This window comes from Promicromonospora kroppenstedtii (genome assembly GCF_044389675.1).
GTDB classification, from domain to species: Bacteria; Actinomycetota; Actinomycetes; order Actinomycetales; family Cellulomonadaceae; genus Promicromonospora; species Promicromonospora kroppenstedtii.
In genome coordinates, this window is the sequence record NZ_JBIRYI010000001.1 from 739,332 (window position 1) to 754,987 (window position 15,656).

General features: G+C 71.0%; 14 protein-coding genes. All 14 read left to right on the forward strand.

What is annotated here, in order from left to right:
• Nucleotides 1-45: 45 nt before the first annotated feature.
• The 14 genes from murG (at nucleotide 46) to ACH47X_RS03285 (ending at nucleotide 15,602) form a co-directional block, all read left to right on the forward strand.
• Nucleotides 46-1,200, forward strand: coding sequence for an undecaprenyldiphospho-muramoylpentapeptide beta-N-acetylglucosaminyltransferase (gene murG / locus ACH47X_RS03220; protein WP_397401313.1), 1,155 nt, complete (start codon nucleotides 46-48; stop codon nucleotides 1,198-1,200).
• Nucleotides 1,197-2,702, forward strand: coding sequence for a UDP-N-acetylmuramate--L-alanine ligase (gene murC, locus ACH47X_RS03225; protein ID WP_397401315.1), 1,506 nt, complete (start codon nucleotides 1,197-1,199; stop codon nucleotides 2,700-2,702). The genes murG and murC overlap by 4 nt, the downstream gene beginning before the upstream one ends.
• Nucleotides 2,702-3,718 carry a cell division protein FtsQ/DivIB gene (locus tag ACH47X_RS03230; protein ID WP_397401317.1) on the forward strand — a complete coding sequence of 339 codons (1,017 nt, stop codon included), beginning with the start codon at nucleotides 2,702-2,704 and terminating at the stop codon, nucleotides 3,716-3,718. The genes murC and ACH47X_RS03230 overlap by 1 nt, the downstream gene beginning before the upstream one ends.
• Before the next feature lie 238 nt (nucleotides 3,719-3,956).
• Entirely contained in the window at nucleotides 3,957-5,297 is a 1,341-nt protein-coding gene (gene ftsZ / locus ACH47X_RS03235) for a cell division protein FtsZ (protein ID WP_026365923.1), read from the forward strand.
• Nucleotides 5,298-5,319: 22 nt separating this feature from the next.
• A complete protein-coding gene (pgeF, locus tag ACH47X_RS03240) occupies nucleotides 5,320-6,114 on the forward strand; it encodes a peptidoglycan editing factor PgeF (protein ID WP_397401320.1) in 795 nt (264 codons plus the stop codon).
• Nucleotides 6,115-6,383: 269 nt separating this feature from the next.
• Complete coding sequence (locus tag ACH47X_RS03245) at nucleotides 6,384-6,854, forward strand: cell division protein SepF (protein ID WP_020016673.1); 471 nt, start codon at nucleotides 6,384-6,386, stop codon at nucleotides 6,852-6,854.
• Between the two features lie 157 nt (nucleotides 6,855-7,011).
• Nucleotides 7,012-7,308: a YggT family protein gene (locus tag ACH47X_RS03250; protein ID WP_036958911.1), complete on the forward strand. Its 297-nt coding sequence runs from the start codon at nucleotides 7,012-7,014 to the stop codon at nucleotides 7,306-7,308.
• 263 nt (nucleotides 7,309-7,571) lie between these two features.
• Nucleotides 7,572-8,213, forward strand: a complete 642-nt coding sequence (locus ACH47X_RS03255; protein WP_397401323.1) for a DivIVA domain-containing protein — start codon at nucleotides 7,572-7,574, stop codon at nucleotides 8,211-8,213.
• Between the two features lie 187 nt (nucleotides 8,214-8,400).
• Nucleotides 8,401-8,868 carry a TraR/DksA family transcriptional regulator gene (locus ACH47X_RS03260; protein WP_036966460.1) on the forward strand — a complete coding sequence of 156 codons (468 nt, stop codon included), beginning with the start codon at nucleotides 8,401-8,403 and terminating at the stop codon, nucleotides 8,866-8,868.
• A gap of 308 nt (nucleotides 8,869-9,176) precedes the next feature.
• On the forward strand, nucleotides 9,177-9,683 hold the full coding sequence (locus ACH47X_RS03265; RefSeq protein WP_157602336.1) for a hypothetical protein: 507 nt from the start codon (nucleotides 9,177-9,179) through the stop codon (nucleotides 9,681-9,683).
• Nucleotides 9,684-9,926: 243 nt separating this feature from the next.
• A complete protein-coding gene (locus ACH47X_RS03270) occupies nucleotides 9,927-10,541 on the forward strand; it encodes a signal peptidase II (RefSeq protein WP_397401325.1) in 615 nt (204 codons plus the stop codon).
• Nucleotides 10,541-11,470 carry an RluA family pseudouridine synthase gene (locus ACH47X_RS03275; protein ID WP_397401327.1) on the forward strand — a complete coding sequence of 310 codons (930 nt, stop codon included), beginning with the start codon at nucleotides 10,541-10,543 and terminating at the stop codon, nucleotides 11,468-11,470. Before ACH47X_RS03270 ends, ACH47X_RS03275 begins: the two co-directional genes overlap by 1 nt.
• Before the next feature lie 56 nt (nucleotides 11,471-11,526).
• Nucleotides 11,527-15,081 carry a DNA polymerase III subunit alpha gene (gene dnaE, locus ACH47X_RS03280; protein WP_397401329.1) on the forward strand — a complete coding sequence of 1,185 codons (3,555 nt, stop codon included), beginning with the start codon at nucleotides 11,527-11,529 and terminating at the stop codon, nucleotides 15,079-15,081.
• Nucleotides 15,069-15,602 carry an NUDIX hydrolase gene (locus ACH47X_RS03285; RefSeq protein WP_397401331.1) on the forward strand — a complete coding sequence of 178 codons (534 nt, stop codon included), beginning with the start codon at nucleotides 15,069-15,071 and terminating at the stop codon, nucleotides 15,600-15,602. Before dnaE ends, ACH47X_RS03285 begins: the two co-directional genes overlap by 13 nt.
• Nucleotides 15,603-15,656 lie beyond the last annotated feature (54 nt).

Here is a 15,656-nt window from a genome sequence, read left to right on the forward strand (position 1 = left end):
GCGCGCGATCGATTCGCCCGGGTACCGGGCGACGACCAGAAGGTGATGATGAGCTCAGCAGCTGTGTCGGTGGTGCTCGCCGGAGGCGGGACCGCCGGTCACGTCAACCCCCTGCTCGCGGTGGCCGACGAGGTGCGGCGCCGCCAGCCCGGCGCGCGCGTGCTCGCGCTCGGCACCACGACCGGCCTGGAGGCCGACCTCGTGCCGGCGCGCGGCTACGAGCTGCGCCCGATCCCGCGCGTGCCGCTGCCGCGTCGCCCCAGCCCCGACCTGCTGCGGCTGCCGGGCAGGCTGACGGCGGCGGTCCGGGCCGCGGAGGACGCGATCGACGAGATCGACGCGCAGGCCGTGATCGGGTTCGGCGGGTACGTGGCCACCCCGGCCTACCTCGCCGCGAAGCGCAAGGGCGTGCCGATCGTCATCCACGAGCAGAACGCGCGCCCGGGCCTGGCCAACCGGCTCGGCGCCCGGTGGGCGTCCCGCGTGGGTCTCACCTTCGCCGGCACGCCGCTGCGCGGCGGCGTGCTCACGGGCCTGCCCCTGCGGCAGGCCATCGCGGCCCTGGTCCAGGAACGCGAGGCCGATGCCGCCGGCCTGCGCGCCCGCGCCGCCGCCGAGCTCGGCCTCGACGCCGCGCTGCCCACCCTGGTGGTCACGGGCGGCTCGCTCGGCGCCCTGAGCCTGAACCGCGCCGTGTCCGGCGCCGCCGCCCAGATCCTGGCGGCCGGCGCCCAGGTGCTGCACCTGACGGGCAAGGGCAAGGGCGACGAGGTCCGCGAGACCGTCGCCGGCGTCGACCTCCAGCGTTACCAGGTGCGCGAGTACCTCGAGCAGATGGAGCTCGCCTACGCGGTGGCCGACCTCGTGGTCTGCCGCTCCGGCGCGGGCTCCGTCGCCGAGCTCGCCGCGCTCGGCATCCCCGCGGTCTACGTGCCGCTGCCGATCGGCAACGGCGAGCAGCGGCTCAACGCCGCCCCGCTGGTCGAGGCCGGCGGCGGCCTCCTGGTGGACGACGCGGACGTCACACCGGCCTGGGTGGCCCAGAACGTTCCCACGCTGCTCGCGGACCGCGAGCGGCTCGGTGTCATGGCGAAGGCCGCGGGGTCGGCCGGCACCAGCGACGGCGCGGCTCGTGTCGTCGATCTCGTCGAGCAAGCCGTACGGTCAGCAGGTACCGACACCACGGAGGTCAGGTCATGAGCACCACGGTCACGGATCAGATGGCGGATCAGGTCGCGAAGCTCGGCCGCGTCCACATGATCGGCATCGGTGGGGCGGGCATGTCCGTCGTCGCCCGTCTGCTCGCCGGTCGCGGCGTCCCGGTGCAGGGCTCCGACGCCGCGGAGTCCGAGGCGCTGGCCGCGCTGCGGGAGGAGGGCATCCAGGTGTGGGTCGGCCACGACGCCGCCCACCTCGGCGGCGCGGACACCGTGGTGATCTCCAGCGCCGTGCACGAGGACAACCCGGAGCTCTCCGCGGCCCGCGCCCGCCGCCTGAACGTGCTGCACCGGTCGCAGGCGCTGGCCGCCCTGATGGAGGGCTCACGCGGCGTCGCGGTCGCGGGCGCACACGGCAAGACGACGACGTCGGCCATGGTCGCGACCATCCTGCGCGAGGCGGGTCTGGACCCGTCGTACGCGATCGGCAGCACGGTGCGCACGGCCAACGGCTCGACGCCGGGCGGCCACCTGGGCTCGTCCGACGTGCTCGTCGCCGAGGCCGACGAGTCGGACGGCTCGTTCCTGAACTACACGCCCACCATCGCGGTGGTGACGAACGTCGAGGCCGACCACCTGGACCACTACGGCACCCCGGAGGCGTTCAACGGCGCGTTCATCCGGTTCGCGCGCCGCCTGGTGCCCGAGGGCTGGCTCGTCGCGTGCGCCGACGACGAGGGCTCGCTCTCGGTGGGCGCCACCATCTGCGCCACCGGCGGCCACGTCATCACCTACGGCACCAACGACACCGCGCGCGTGCGGGTCACCGACATCTCCACGACGCCGGAGGGCACCACGGCGGTGCTGCGCGGCGACATCCTCGGCACCAACGAGCAGGTGGCCGACGGCGCGGGCGTGTCCGGCGACGTGCCCGGCATCCCAATGCGCCTGTCGGTGCCGGGCAAGCACAACGTGCTCAACGCGACCGCGGCCGTCATCGCGTCGGTGCTGCTGGGTGTGCCCGCAGAGCGGGCGGTCGCCGGGGTCGAGGCGTTCATCGGCACGGGCCGTCGCTTCGAGGAGAAGGGCGAGGCCGACGGCGTGCTCGTCGTCGACGACTACGCGCACCACCCGACCGAGATCAAGGCCGTGCTGACGGCGGCCCGCGAGATCGCCGACGGCGGCCGCGTGCTCGTGCTGTTCCAGCCGCACCTGTACTCGCGCACCAAGACGTTCGCCGACCGGTTCGCGGCCGAGCTGTCCGCCGCCGACGAGGTGGTCGTGACCGACATCTACGGGGCCCGCGAGGAGCTCGACCCGACGGTCACGCCCAGCACGATCGTCGACCTCATGACCGACCACGGCGCCGCCTACGCGGTGCCGGACCGCCTCGACGCCGCGCACGCGATCGCCGACCTCGCCCGGCCGGGCGACGTGGTGCTCACCGTCGGCGCCGGCGACGTGACCCAGCTCGGACCCGCCGTCCTGGCGCGCCTCGCGGCCCGCGTGGCGACGCCCGGCACGCCGGGGCTGGGCGAGGACTGATGCGCCCGCCCGCGCGCCCTCGCGCCGCGGGCACGGCACGGCCGCGCCCCGCGGACGAGGGCGCGGCACGGCAGGAGCGGGGCGCGCAGGAGCCGGACCGGCGCGGCCGGGACCTGCAGGAGGAGGCCCGCCCGCGGCCGGCCGGCCGGGTGCCGGCCCGGCCGCGGCAGGACCCACAGGATCCGCCGAGCCGGCCGTCCCGGCCGGACCGTCCCGCCCGCCAGGACCGTCCCGCGACCGGCACCACGCCGTCGGCGGGCGGCCGGGTGGGTGTGGTCTCGGACCAGCTCGCCGACCGCCTCGCCGAGCGCACCGCGATGGCGCGCTACCGCGTGTGGCGCCGCATCGGCTGGACCGCGCTCACCGTCGCGGTCGTGGCGGGAGTGGTGTGGGCGGCGTTCTTCTCGCCGTTGTTCGCGCTCGACCCGGACCAGGTCCGGGTGACGGGCGAGGGCACCACGGTCGACGTCGGCGAGGTGCGCGACGCGGCCACCGCCGAGGCCGGCGTGCCGCTGCCGCGCCTGGACACGGTGGGCCTCCGCGAGGAGATCCTCGCGATGAACGCGGTCAAGAACGTGCGCATCACACGGAGCTGGCCGGACGGGCTCGCGGTGGCGCTCACGTCGCGCGAGCCGGTCGCCGCGGTGCCGCAGCCCGGCGACGTCTACGCCCTGATGGATGCCGAGGGCGTCCGCGTCGCGACCGTCGAGAAGGTGCCGAAGGGTCTGCCCGCGATCGTGACCTCCCTGTCCGACGCCGGGGCGGGAAAGCGCGCCCTGGACGCGGCCCTCGCGGTGCTCGGCGCCCTGCCGACCGAGCTCGCGTCCGACGTCAAGACCGTGAGCGCGGCGACGCAGGACGACGTCCGCACCACGCTGTCGGACGGGCGCGTGATCCGGTGGGGGAGCGGCGCGGAGGTGCCGCTCAAGACGAAGGTCGCCCAGACGCTGCTGCGGGCGGAGCCGACGGCGACCACCATCGACGTCTCGTCGCCCGGCCTTCCGGTCACGCACTGAGCCGGTCAGGTACTGCGCGCGTCGCGCACCGACTCACGCACCGAGCAGGAATAACATCGCTGTGATTTCTCGAGTGCATCGTTGCGCGACACGCGCGACGATGTCTTCGACACACCACGGCGGCACACCTACCGTCGAACTCAGCAGCAACCTGACATAACTCTAACCCTCTACCTCAACCTGAGACTTTGGGAGGGACGAGAGTCGGGACTCGGGACCCGAATCGAAAGGCGACGACGTGGCAACTCCGCAGAACTACCTGGCAGTGATAAAGGTGGTCGGCATCGGCGGCGGTGGTGTGAACGCCGTCAACCGCATGATCGAGGTCGGCCTCAAGGGCGTCGAGTTCATCGCGATCAACACCGACGCACAGGCCCTTCTGATGTCCGACGCCGACGTCAAGCTCGACGTCGGCCGGGAGCTCACGCGCGGCCTCGGTGCCGGCGCGGACCCCGAGGTCGGCAAGAAGGCCGCCGAGGACCACGCGGAGGAGATCGAGGACGTCCTGCGCGGCGCCGACATGGTCTTCGTCACCGCGGGCGAGGGCGGTGGCACCGGCACGGGTGGTGCCCCGGTCGTCGCGCGGATCGCGCGCTCGCTCGGCGCGCTGACCGTCGGCGTGGTGACGCGCCCGTTCACGTTCGAGGGCCGCCGGCGAGCGGTGCAGGCGGAGAGCGGCATCGAGAACCTCCGTGACGAGGTCGACACGCTGATCGTCATCCCGAACGACCGGCTCCTGTCGATGTCGGACCGCAACGTGTCCGCGATCGCGGCCTTCCACTCGGCCGACCAGGTGCTGCACTCCGGTGTGCAGGGCATCACCGACCTCATCACCACGCCCGGCCTGATCAACCTGGACTTCGCGGACGTGAAGTCGGTCATGCAGGGGGCGGGGTCCGCGCTCATGGGCATCGGCTCCGCCCGCGGCGAGGACCGCGCGGTGCAGGCCGCCGAGCTGGCGATCTCGTCGCCGCTCCTGGAGGCGTCGATCGACGGCGCCCACGGCGTGCTGCTCTCGATCCAGGGTGGCAGCGACCTCGGCCTCTTCGAGGTGCACGAGGCCGCGCGCCTGGTGCAGGAGGCCGCGCACCCGGAGGCGAACATCATCTTCGGTACGGTCATCGACGACGCCCTGGGTGACGAGGTGCGCGTGACCGTCATCGCGGCGGGCTTCGACGGTGGGCTGCCCAAGGAGCGCAAGGACAACCGGGCGCTCGGTCAGGTCGCGGGCGCGGTCGGGGCGGGCTCGCGCAGCCCCGCGACGGCGCCGGTCCCGCTGCCCGACGTGTCGGACGCGGCCCGCCGCGCGCCCGAGCAGGTCGGGGTCAACGGCATGCCGCCGTCGGTCCCGCCGACGCACCAGCCGTCGCCCGTGTCCACGCTGCCCCGCGTGATCGACGACGAGACCTCGGACGACGTGCCGCGCACGCTGGACGAGCCGGCCGTCGTCGTGCAGGGCTCGTTCAACCGGCAGGACGTCGGCCGCGAGCAGGGCGAGCGCGTCGAGGTGCCGCCGCTGTACGACGAGAACCCGCGTCGTTCGGCCGAGGACCTGGACGTCCCGGACTTCCTGAAGTGATCGGCCGGGTAGCCTCACACCCGTGAGCGAAACCCGGACTCTTGCAGGCGTGCACCCCGTCGACCTGGGCGACGGGGTGCACGCCTTCTTCACGTCCGGCGCGGGCGGCGTCTCGCCCGCGCCGTGGGCCGCGGCCGACGGCAGCGGCGGCCTGAACCTGGGCCTGAACGTGTCCGACGACGACGCACGGGTCGCGGTCAACCGGTCCCGGGTGGCGGAGCGGCTCGGCGCGCCGGTGGCGTTCGCCACCCAGGTGCACGGCGACGTGGTGCTCGGGCTGGGTGCGGCCGAGCGGGAGCAGTGGGCCGCGCACCGGCCGCCGGCGTCGGCGGGGGAGGGCGACGCGCTGGTCACCGCCGAGCGCGGGCTGGGGCTCGGCGTCCTGGTCGCGGACTGCGTGCCGGTGCTGCTGGCCGACCCGGTCGCGCGCGTGGTCGCCGTCGCGCACGCCGGGCGCAAGGGGGTGCTGGCCGGCGTGGTGCACCGGGCGCTGGACGCGATGGTCGCCCGGGGCGCGGATCCGGAGTGCGTACGCGCCGCCGTCGGGCCCGCGGTGTGCGGGCGGTGCTACGAGGTGCCGGCCGCGATGCGCGACGAGGTGGCCGCCGTCGTGCCCGAGACGTTCGCGACCACGGACGACGGCACGCCGGGCCTCGACCTGCCCGCCGGCGTGGTCGCCCAGCTCGCCGCCCGGGGCGTCGAAGCGACGCTCGTGGGGCGATGCACGCTGGAGGACAAAGAACTGTTCTCGCACCGGCGGGCGACCGTGACGGGTGTCACGACCGGCCGCCAGGCGGGCGTCGTGGCGCTTCTCTGACCGTCCGTGGCCGATCTGCGCCAACTCCGCGACACGCCGATAACAAGGCCCTGACCTGCGAAATCACACGGATGTCGTTTTTAGCGAGCAATCGCTGAACAACTTTGGCAAAGTTGTTCGTGGCACGGCGTGTCGCACTTCCGGGTCGGATTGCGCCGGGCTACTTTTGTCAAGGCGACCTCGACGAGAGGTCAAGGTCGGACCTGTTGTACGGGCCCGCTGGACACAGACAGAAGGACGCACAGCAGGCGACGAACGGAGAGTGTGCGATGGCCGGAGCGCTTCGCAAGACCATGCTGTATCTGGGCCTCGCCGACGATCAGGGCGAGCAGGAGTACCTCGACGAGTACGACGAGGGCCTGGAGGAAAACGTGGAGGACCACCGGCACGCACAGGTCACGCCGCTGCACCGCGACGGCGTTCCCCGCGAGGCCCTGTCCTCCTCGGACCTGCGCCGCATCACGACCGTGCACCCGCGGTCGTACAACGACGCCCGGAGCATCGGCGAGGCGTTCCGCGCCGGTACCCCGGTCATCATGAACCTCTCCGACATGGACGACGCCGACGCCAAGCGCCTGGTGGACTTCTCCGCCGGCCTCATCTTCGGTCTGCACGGCTCGATCGAGCGGGTGACGAACAAGGTCTTCCTGCTCTCTCCCGAGCATGTTGAGATCGCGGCCGAGGAGCAGGTCGCCACCGAGAAGCCGAACGGCCGTGGCGGCTTCTACAACCAGAGCTGAACACCGGCATCACGAGACCTGGGCGGAGGGCGGTCGCTACGGCGGACGCCCTCCGCTCACGTCTGTCCCCGGGCCCCGGTGCACGGACGAGTGAATCGGGAAGCATGTTCGTGGTGGCTCGTGTGGTCCAGGGGCCGGACGCGTTAGGTTGTGCCTTGTGAATCTGATCCTGCAGTTCATCGGCTTTCTGCTGTGGCTCTTCATCCTGTTCCTGATCGGCCGCCTCATCTTCGACTGGGTGCAGTTCTTTGCCCGGGACTGGAGGCCGCGTGGTGTGCTGCTCGTGATCGCCGAGGCGGTCTACACGGTGACGGACCCGCCGCTGCGGTTCCTGCGCCGGCTGATCCCGCCGCTGCGACTGGGTCAGGTGCAGCTCGACCTGGCCTTCATCGTCCTGTTCTTCGGCGTCTCGATCCTCTCGCAGCTGGTCGGGGCCTGGGCGGCGAGGGTCTGACACGTCCGGGCCACGTGGTGAATGTGTGCCGGTTCGCGGCAGGCCTGGTCGAGCTGCCGACGGCGAAGTGTGCGAAAACATTGACCTACCCATGGAAACGGCCTGGGGTGACCCGGCACACTCTGTGAGGAAATCGTGCCCGGGGGTGCTCCCGGTGTCCCGCGCCGATGTCGTCCGCTACCGTGGGCTTCGGCGAAGGGCGCGCGGCTTGCTAGCGCCGACGTCCGAGTTCAGCGTTCCGTTCCAACTTTCGAGGTGACACGATGGCACTGCTTACTGCAGAGGACATCCTCAACAAGAAGTTCTCCGCGACGAAGTTCCGCGAGGGCTATGACGTCGAAGAGGTCGACGACTTTCTCGACGAGGTCGTGCGGACGCTGACCAACGTCCAGGAGGAGAACGAGGGCCTCCGGCAGAAGGTCGCCGCCGCCGAGCGTCGCATCGCGGAGCTGTCGCGCAGCGACGCCGCCGCGCCCGCCCGCCCGCAGGCCGCGCCGGTCGCGGCCCCCGTCATGCCGACCGGCCCCGCCGGCCCCAAGGGCAACGGCCCCGAGCCGGAGTCGGCGACCGGGATGCTCCAGCTGGCCCAGAAGCTGCACGACGACTACGTGCGCTCCGGCCAGGAGGAGGGCGACCGCCTCATCACGGAGGCCAAGACCGAGGGTGCGCGCATCGTGCGCGACGCCGAGGAGACGTCGCACCGCACGCTCTCCCAGCTCGAGCAGGAGCGTTCGCTGCTGGAGCGCAAGATCGACGAGCTGCGCCTGTTCGAGCGCGACTACCGCACGCGGCTGAAGAGCTTCCTGCAGAACCTGCTGGGCGACCTGGACGCACGTGGCTCGGCCCTGCCGCCGCGCAACAACCAGCAGTCCGGCCGGCCGGCCGAGATGGCTCAGGGCATCTGACAGCACAGCACCATCTGACACGCACGGCGACCGGACGTCCCCACCTCACGTCCGGTCGTCGTGCGTGTCGTGCCAGACACCCGCATCATGGGGGGCGCGCCACACCGGCGCGCCCCGTTGTGCGTCTGGCCGCTTGTGCTTACGCTTCGTGCACTTGACCACCGGGGGCGACCGCGAAGGGGAACCCATGACCAAGATCTCGACTGCGACGCGAGCGGCGATCAAGCAGGAGTTCCCGAACCTGACACGTGACGTGAAGAAGTTTCCCGTCCGTGACGGGGAGGAGCCCTGGACCGTTCGCGAGGCCGAGGAGCTGGCGGCACTGCTCCTCGAGGACAAGGAGCGGCTGGAGCGTGAGCTGCACGTCGCCGACCGGGAGCTGTCCGACCTGCTGCGCAACTCCGGTGACGGCGCCGGCGACGACCAGGCCGACTACGGCTCGAGCGCCCTGGAGCGCGAGCAGGAGCTGACGCTCGTCAACAACATGCGGGATCTCCTGGACCAGACGAACCATGCGCTGGACCGGATCCGCAAGGGCACGTACGCCACGTGCGAGCTCACGGACCTGCCGATCGGGAAGGCCCGGCTCCAGGCCTTCCCGCGGGCCACGCTGTCCGTCGAGGCCAAGGCGCGCGAGGAGCGCCGAGGCGCCTGAGCGGTCGGCGCGGCGAGGGTGCCGCGCCGGATCGCGCTCCGGGTTCCGCACCGGATATCAACGCTGTGATGTCTGAGTTACGTGCATACCTGATGCATTGGTATGGAGTTCGATCCTGGAATGTCGTTTTTAGGTCTCCAGGCACTCTGTGCGGCGGGTCACGTTCCGATTGACAGGGTGAAATTCTCCCCGGATGCTCGTCCAGGTGAATCACACAAGTGTGGTTCATCGCTCTTTTGACGGACGCTATTCAAGGGGGAAACACAATGATCCGAGGATTCCGTGCAACGTGTCGTGCGGGCGCTGCCGTGGCCATGTCGGCCGGGCTGGTCGTCGCCGCTGCGACGGGCGCGAGCGCGCTGACCTTCGGCGACGCGCCTGAGGCGCTCGTGGTCAGCCCGTCCGAGGCCAGCGCGGTGCTCGGCGGCGTCGAGGGCGCTGTCGGCGTCGTCGGTGCGGACGGTGCGCTCGACGTGCTCGGTGCGACCCAGAACGCGGAGCTCCCCGAGGGGATCGACGGCGTGATGGTCCCCGAGGAGGTCGCGACCGCTGGTGACGTCGTCGAGATCGGTGGCGACGGCAGCTTCAACGCGCTGAACAACGTGTGCGTCGCCCCCTGGTACTGGGAGGGTCCGGGCAACGTGGGCAGCACCGCCAACCTGACCGACTACCAGGCCTGCGGTGAGGGCGACGCCGTCATCGGTGGCGAGGACTCCATCAACGTCCTGAACAACGTGTGCGTCGCGCCGTGGCACTGGGACGGCCCGCTGAACCTGTTCCAGACCGGCAACGTGACCGGCTACGCCGCTTGCTGACGCATTGACGTCGATTGACTCTCGCCGTGCGGTGACGCGGCGGTGATGTCGCACCAGGCGAGGCCCTTTCCCGGAACTCCGGGAAAGGGCCTCGTCTCTTTTCGCGTCGCAGGCGGGGAATGCGCGCTCTCTTGTTCGTGGGCTCAGTAATTGGCGGCGCGTCGTGCCTCGCGTTGGCGGGTTTTCCGGCGGCCCGCCAGAGCCTGGGACGGGGAGGGCCCGCGGCATGGGAGACTTTGCCTGATGTCTACTCCCGCTGAACCCTCCGCCGTGGCCGGCGACGAGACGAGCCCCGCCACGCCCGCACCGTCGGGCAGTCGCGTGCTCGTCGTCTGGACCGGCGTGCTCGCGGCCCTCGTCCTGGCTGTCGACCAGCTCACGAAGTGGTGGGCCGAGTCCGCGCTGACCGTGAACGCCGAGCCCATCCCGCTCGTCGGCGACCTGCTGGGGCTGCGCCTCATCTACAACCCGGGCGCCGCGCTGTCGATCGCCTCGGGCTACACCTGGATCCTGACCATCGTCGTGACGGTGGTCGTGGTCTTCATCGTCCGCGCCATCGGCCGGCTCGGGTCGCGCGGCTGGGCCGTCGCGCTCGGCCTGCTGCTCGGCGGCGCCGTCGGTAACCTCATCGACCGGCTGGCGCGTGAGCCAGGGTTCGCCCGCGGCCACGTCGTGGACTTCATCGACTACGCCGGCTTCTTCGTGGGCAACGTGGCCGACATCGCGGTGGTCGCCGCGGCCGTGCTGATCGCGCTGCTGTCGCTGCGTGGCATCGGCCTGGACGGCAAGCGGCACACCGGGGACGAGAGCGACGAGCCGGTCGCGAAGGCGGACGGCGAGCAGAGCGACCCCGCCTGATGGCGCTGCGCACCCTGCCCGTCCCGGACGGGCTCGCCGGCGACCGGGTCGACGCGGCGCTGGCGCGCATGCTCGGGTTCTCCCGCACGCGTGCCGCCGAGCTCGCCGAGGCCGGCGCCGTCCACCTCGACGGGCGTCCCGTGGGCAAGTCGGACCGCGTGGTCGCGGGCGGCTGGCTCGAGGTGGACATGCCGGAGGAGCGGCCCGCCGTCGAGGTCGTGGCCGAGCCCGTGCCGGGCATGGGCATCGTCTACGACGACGACGACCTCGTCGTGATCGACAAGCCGGTCGGCGTGGCCGCCCACCCGTCGCCGGGCTGGACCGGACCCACCGTGGTCGGCGCGCTGATCGCCGCGGGCTACCGCGTCTCGACGTCGGGCGCCGCCGAGCGGCAGGGCATCGTGCACCGGCTCGACGTCGGCACCTCGGGCCTGATGGTCGTGGCCAAGTCGGAGGTCGCGTACACGGGGCTCAAGCGCGCCTTCAAGGAGCGCACGGTCGACAAGGTCTACCACGCGCTCGCGCAGGGGCACCCGGACCCGACGTCGGGCACCATCGACGCTCCCATCGGGCGGCACCCCAGCTCGGACTGGAAGTTCGCGGTGACCGCCGACGGCAAGCCGTCGGTGACGCACTACGAGACGCTGGAGATGCTGTCCGCGGCGTCGCTGCTGGAGGTGCACCTGGAGACCGGGCGCACCCACCAGATCCGGGTGCACTTCGCTGCGCTGCGCCACCCGCTCGTGGGCGACCTCACCTACGGCGCGGACCCGGTGCTGGCCTCCAGGGTGGGGCTGACACGGCAGTGGCTGCACGCCCACCGGCTGGGTTTCGAGCACCCGGTCACGGGGCGCTGGGTCGAGGTGGAGTCGCCGTACCCGGCCGACCTGGAGGCCGCTCTCGAGGTCGTGCGGGGCGCGTACACGTGATGTGAGAAGTGGCTCGGCGTTGCTGGGCGGGAGTGTCGGAGAGCCGTCCTAAGATCATGGACATGCCCTCCGCCACCGCCTCGAAGAGCGACGACTTCGTCCACCTCCACGTACACACCGAGTTCTCGATGCTGGACGGCGCGGCGAGAATCGGCGACCTCATGGAGGAGGTCGGGCGGCAGGGGCAGCACGCCATCGCGACCACCGACCACGGGTACCTGTTCGGGGCGCACGAGTTCTGGGCGCAGGCGCAGAAGGCGGGCATCAAGCCGATCATCGGCGTCGAGGCGTACATCACGCCGGGCACCAGCCGGTTCGACCAGACGCGTGTGCGCTACGGCGAGGCGGGCCAGGAGTCGGACGACGTCTCGGCGCGTGGTGCCTACACGCACATGACGCTGCTGAGCAAGAACAACACCGGCATGCACAACCTGTTCCGGGCGTCCTCCCTGGCCTCCCTGGAGGGCCAGATGGGCAAGTGGCCCCGCATGGACCGGGAGCTGCTGGAGAAGTACTCCGACGGGCTCATCGCGACGACCGGCTGCCCGTCGGGCGAGATCCAGACGCGGCTCCGGCTGGGCCAGTGGGACGAGGCGGTCCGCCAGGCGGGCGAGCTGCAGGACATCTTCGGCAAGGAGAACTACTACGTCGAGCTGATGGACCACGGGCTCGACATCGAGACCCGGGTGACCAAGGAGCTCCTCGAACTGTCCAAGGTCATCGGCGCCAAGCTGGTCGCCACCAACGACCTGCACTACGTGCGCGAGGAGGACTCGACCAGCCAGGAGGCGCTGCTCGCGATCAACTCCGGCTCCACGCTGGACGACCCGAACCGCTTCAAGTTCGACGGCTCGGGCTACTACGTGAAGTCCGCCGCAGAGATGCGCAGGGTCTTCAAGGAGCTGCCCGAGGCGTGCGACAACACGCTGCTCATCGCCGAGCAGTGCGAGGTCTCGTTCAACACCTCGGCCAACTACATGCCGCGCTTCCCCGTGCCGGACGGCGAGGACGAGATCTCGTGGTTCATCAAGGAGGTCGAGGCGGGCCTGCTCCGCCGGTACCCGAACGGCTACTCGGACGCGGTGCGCAAGCAGGCCGACTACGAGGTCGAGGTCATCATCCAGATGGGCTTCCCGGGGTACTTCCTCGTGGTCGCCGACTTCATCAACTGGTCCAAGGCGCAGGGCATCCGCGTGGGACCGGGGCGCGGCTCGGCCGCGGGCTCGATGGTGTCCTACCTCATGGGCATCACCGAGCTCGACCCGCTGGAGCACGGGCTGATCTTCGAGCGCTTCCTCAACCCCGAGCGCGTCTCCATGCCCGACGTCGACGTCGACTTCGACGAGCGTCGGCGCGGTGAGGCCATCCGGTACGTCACGGAGAAGTACGGCGACGACCGGGTGGCGATGATCGTCACCTACGGCACCATCAAGGCCAAGCAGGCCCTCAAGGACTCCGCGCGGCTGCTCGGCATGCCGTACGCCATGGGGGAGAAGCTCACCAAGGCCATGCCGCCCGCCGTCATGGGCAAGGACATCTCCCTGAGTGGAATCTTCGACCCGAAGGACAAGCGGTACTCGGAGGCGGCTGAGTTCCGGCAGGTGCACGAGGCCGATCCCGAGGCGCAGCGCGTGGTCGAGCTCGCGCGCGGTATCGAGGGCCTGAAGCGGCAGTGGGGCGTGCACGCGGCCGGCGTCATCATGTCGAGCGACCCGCTGATCGACATCATCCCGATCATGAAGCGCCCGCAGGACGGCGCGATCATCACGCAGTTCGACTACCCCACGTCCGAGGGCCTCGGCCTGATCAAGATGGACTTCCTGGGCCTGCGCAACCTCACGATCCTCGACGACGCGCTCGAGAACATCGTGATGAACGGCAAGGACCCGGTCGACATCGAGAACGTCGCGCTCGACGACAAGGCCACCTACGAGCTGCTCGCCAGCGGCAACACGCTCGGCGTGTTCCAGCTCGACGGCGGGGCGATGCGCTCCCTGCTGCGGCAGATGCGGCCCGACAACTTCGAGGACGTCTCCGCCGTCATCGCCCTGTACCGGCCGGGGCCGATGGGCATGAACTCGCACATCAACTACGCGCTGCGCAAGAACGGGCAGCAGCAGATCGAGGCGATCCACCCGGAGGTCAAGGAGAAGTTCGCCGAGATCCTGGACGAGACCTACGGCCTGATCGTCTACCAGGAGCAGGTGCAGCGCGCCGCCCAGATCATGGCCGGCTACTCGCTCGGCCAGGCCGACCTGCTCCGTCGCGCGATGGGCAAGAAGAAGCCCGAGGTGCTGGCCAAGGAGTACGTCAACTTCGAGAAGGGCGCCAAGGAGAAGGGCTACAGCGCCGCCGCGATCAAGGCGGTCTGGGACACCCTGGTCCCGTTCGCCGGCTACGCCTTCAACAAGGCGCACTCCGCGGGCTACGGCCTCGTCGCGTACTGGACCGCGTTCCTCAAGGCGAACTACCCGGCCGAGTACATGGCGGGCCTGCTGCAGTCGGTGGGTGACAACAAGGACAAGATGGCGCTCTACCTCAACGAGTGCCGTCGCATGGGCATCACGGTGCTCCCACCGGACGTCAACGACTCCGCGGCCAAGTTCACCGCTGTCGGCGGCGACATCCGGTTCGGGCTCACCGGTGTGCGCAACGTGGGCCGTAACGTCGTGGACGCGATCGTCGAGGCGCGCGAGGAGAAGGGCAGCTACACGTCCTTCCAGGACTTCCTGGACAAGGTCCCCGCCCCCGTCTGCAACAAGCGCACCATCGAGTCCCTCATCAAGGCCGGTGCGTTCGACTCGCTCGGCCACACCCGGCGCTCGCTGCTCGTGATTCACGAGCAGGCGGTCGACTCCGTGATCGGCGTGAAGCGCAAGGAGGCCGAGGGCCAGTTCGACCTCTTCGCCGACTTCGGCGGCGGCGCCGACGACGAGGGCATGGGCTTCTCCGTCGACGTGCCGGACCTGCCGGACTGGGAGAAGAAGCAGAAGCTCCAGTTCGAGCGCGAGATGCTCGGCCTGTACGTGAGCGACCACCCGCTGTCGGGCCTGGAGCACGTGCTGCAGCGGGCCGCCGACACCTCGATCGCGTCGCTGCTCGCCGACGAGCACCGGCCGGACAACTCGGTGGTCACCGTGGCCGGCCTGCTCACCTCGGTGCAGCGCAAGATGAGCAAGAACGGCAACCCCTGGGCCGCCGTCACGGTCGAGGACCTGGAGGGCGCAGTCGAGGTCATGTTCTTCGGCGAGACCTATCTGGCGTACTCGACGATGCTCGCCGAGGACCAGGTCGTGGTGCTGCGCGGCAAGGTGCGCCGCCGCGACGAGTCGATGTCGCTGCAGGCCATGGAGGTAGCCCTGCCGGACGTCACCGTGGGTTCCGACTCGCCGCTGGCCGTGACGGTGCCGCACACCCGCGCGGTCGAGCCGATCATCGTGCGGCTGCGCGAGGTGCTGGCCACTCACCCCGGGTCGGCGGAGGTGCACGTCGCCGTGGCCGAGCCGGGCAAGCGGACCGTGATCCGCGCTGCCGACAGCCTCCGGGTCGAGAAGTCTCCGGCGCTGTTCGGCGACCTCAAGGCGCTCCTCGGCCAGGGGTGCCTGTCGTGACCGAGGCTCCGGACGTGGCGCCGGTCGGCGCAGACCGCTACGACGAGCGTGACCACGAGCGGTTCACGCTCGTGCCCGCCGCCTACCTCTACTTCCGGCGTGAGGGGCAGGTGCTGCTCCAGCTCCGCCAGGGCACCGGCTACCGCGACGGCTTCTGGGCCTGTGCGGCGGCCGGCCACGTCGAGGAGGGCGAGTCGGTCATCGACGCCGCCGTGCGGGAGGCCCGCGAGGAGCTCGGCGTGGAGGTCGCGCCCGAGGACGTCCGGCCGCTGACGGTGCTGCACCGCGGCGAGCCGGGCGGGCCGGCGATCGAGCAGCGCGTCGACTTCATGTTCGAGGTGACCCGCTGGACCGGGACGCCGTCGATCCAGGAGCCCGACAAGGCCGCCGACCTGGCGTGGTTCCCGTTCGTGGGGCTGCCGGACCCGGTCGTGCCGCACGAGTTGGCGGTCCTGCGCGCGGTGCACGACGCGGGCCGTCACGGGACCGAGATGCCGCGCATCCTGCCCTACGGATTCTGACTGCCTGATGGTCCCGCGCCCCTGGTGTGCGCCCAGGCGGCGCGACCCAGGTCG

What these genes read in the sequence shown, in the direction of transcription:
- murG (WP_397401313.1), top strand. Translation starts at nt 46, where the DNA reads ATGATGAGCTCAGCAGCTGTGTCGGTGGTGCTCGCCGGAGGCGGGACC.
- murC (WP_397401315.1), top strand. Translation starts at nt 1,197, where the DNA reads ATGAGCACCACGGTCACGGATCAGATGGCGGATCAGGTCGCGAAGCTC.
- ACH47X_RS03230 (WP_397401317.1), top strand. Translation starts at nt 2,702, where the DNA reads ATGCGCCCGCCCGCGCGCCCTCGCGCCGCGGGCACGGCACGGCCGCGC.
- ACH47X_RS03245 (WP_020016673.1), top strand. Translation starts at nt 6,384, where the DNA reads ATGGCCGGAGCGCTTCGCAAGACCATGCTGTATCTGGGCCTCGCCGAC.
- ACH47X_RS03255 (WP_397401323.1), top strand. Translation starts at nt 7,572, where the DNA reads ATGGCACTGCTTACTGCAGAGGACATCCTCAACAAGAAGTTCTCCGCG.
- ACH47X_RS03260 (WP_036966460.1), top strand. Translation starts at nt 8,401, where the DNA reads ATGACCAAGATCTCGACTGCGACGCGAGCGGCGATCAAGCAGGAGTTC.
- ACH47X_RS03270 (WP_397401325.1), top strand. Translation starts at nt 9,927, where the DNA reads ATGTCTACTCCCGCTGAACCCTCCGCCGTGGCCGGCGACGAGACGAGC.
- ACH47X_RS03275 (WP_397401327.1), top strand. Translation starts at nt 10,541, where the DNA reads ATGGCGCTGCGCACCCTGCCCGTCCCGGACGGGCTCGCCGGCGACCGG.
- dnaE (WP_397401329.1), top strand. Translation starts at nt 11,527, where the DNA reads ATGGACATGCCCTCCGCCACCGCCTCGAAGAGCGACGACTTCGTCCAC.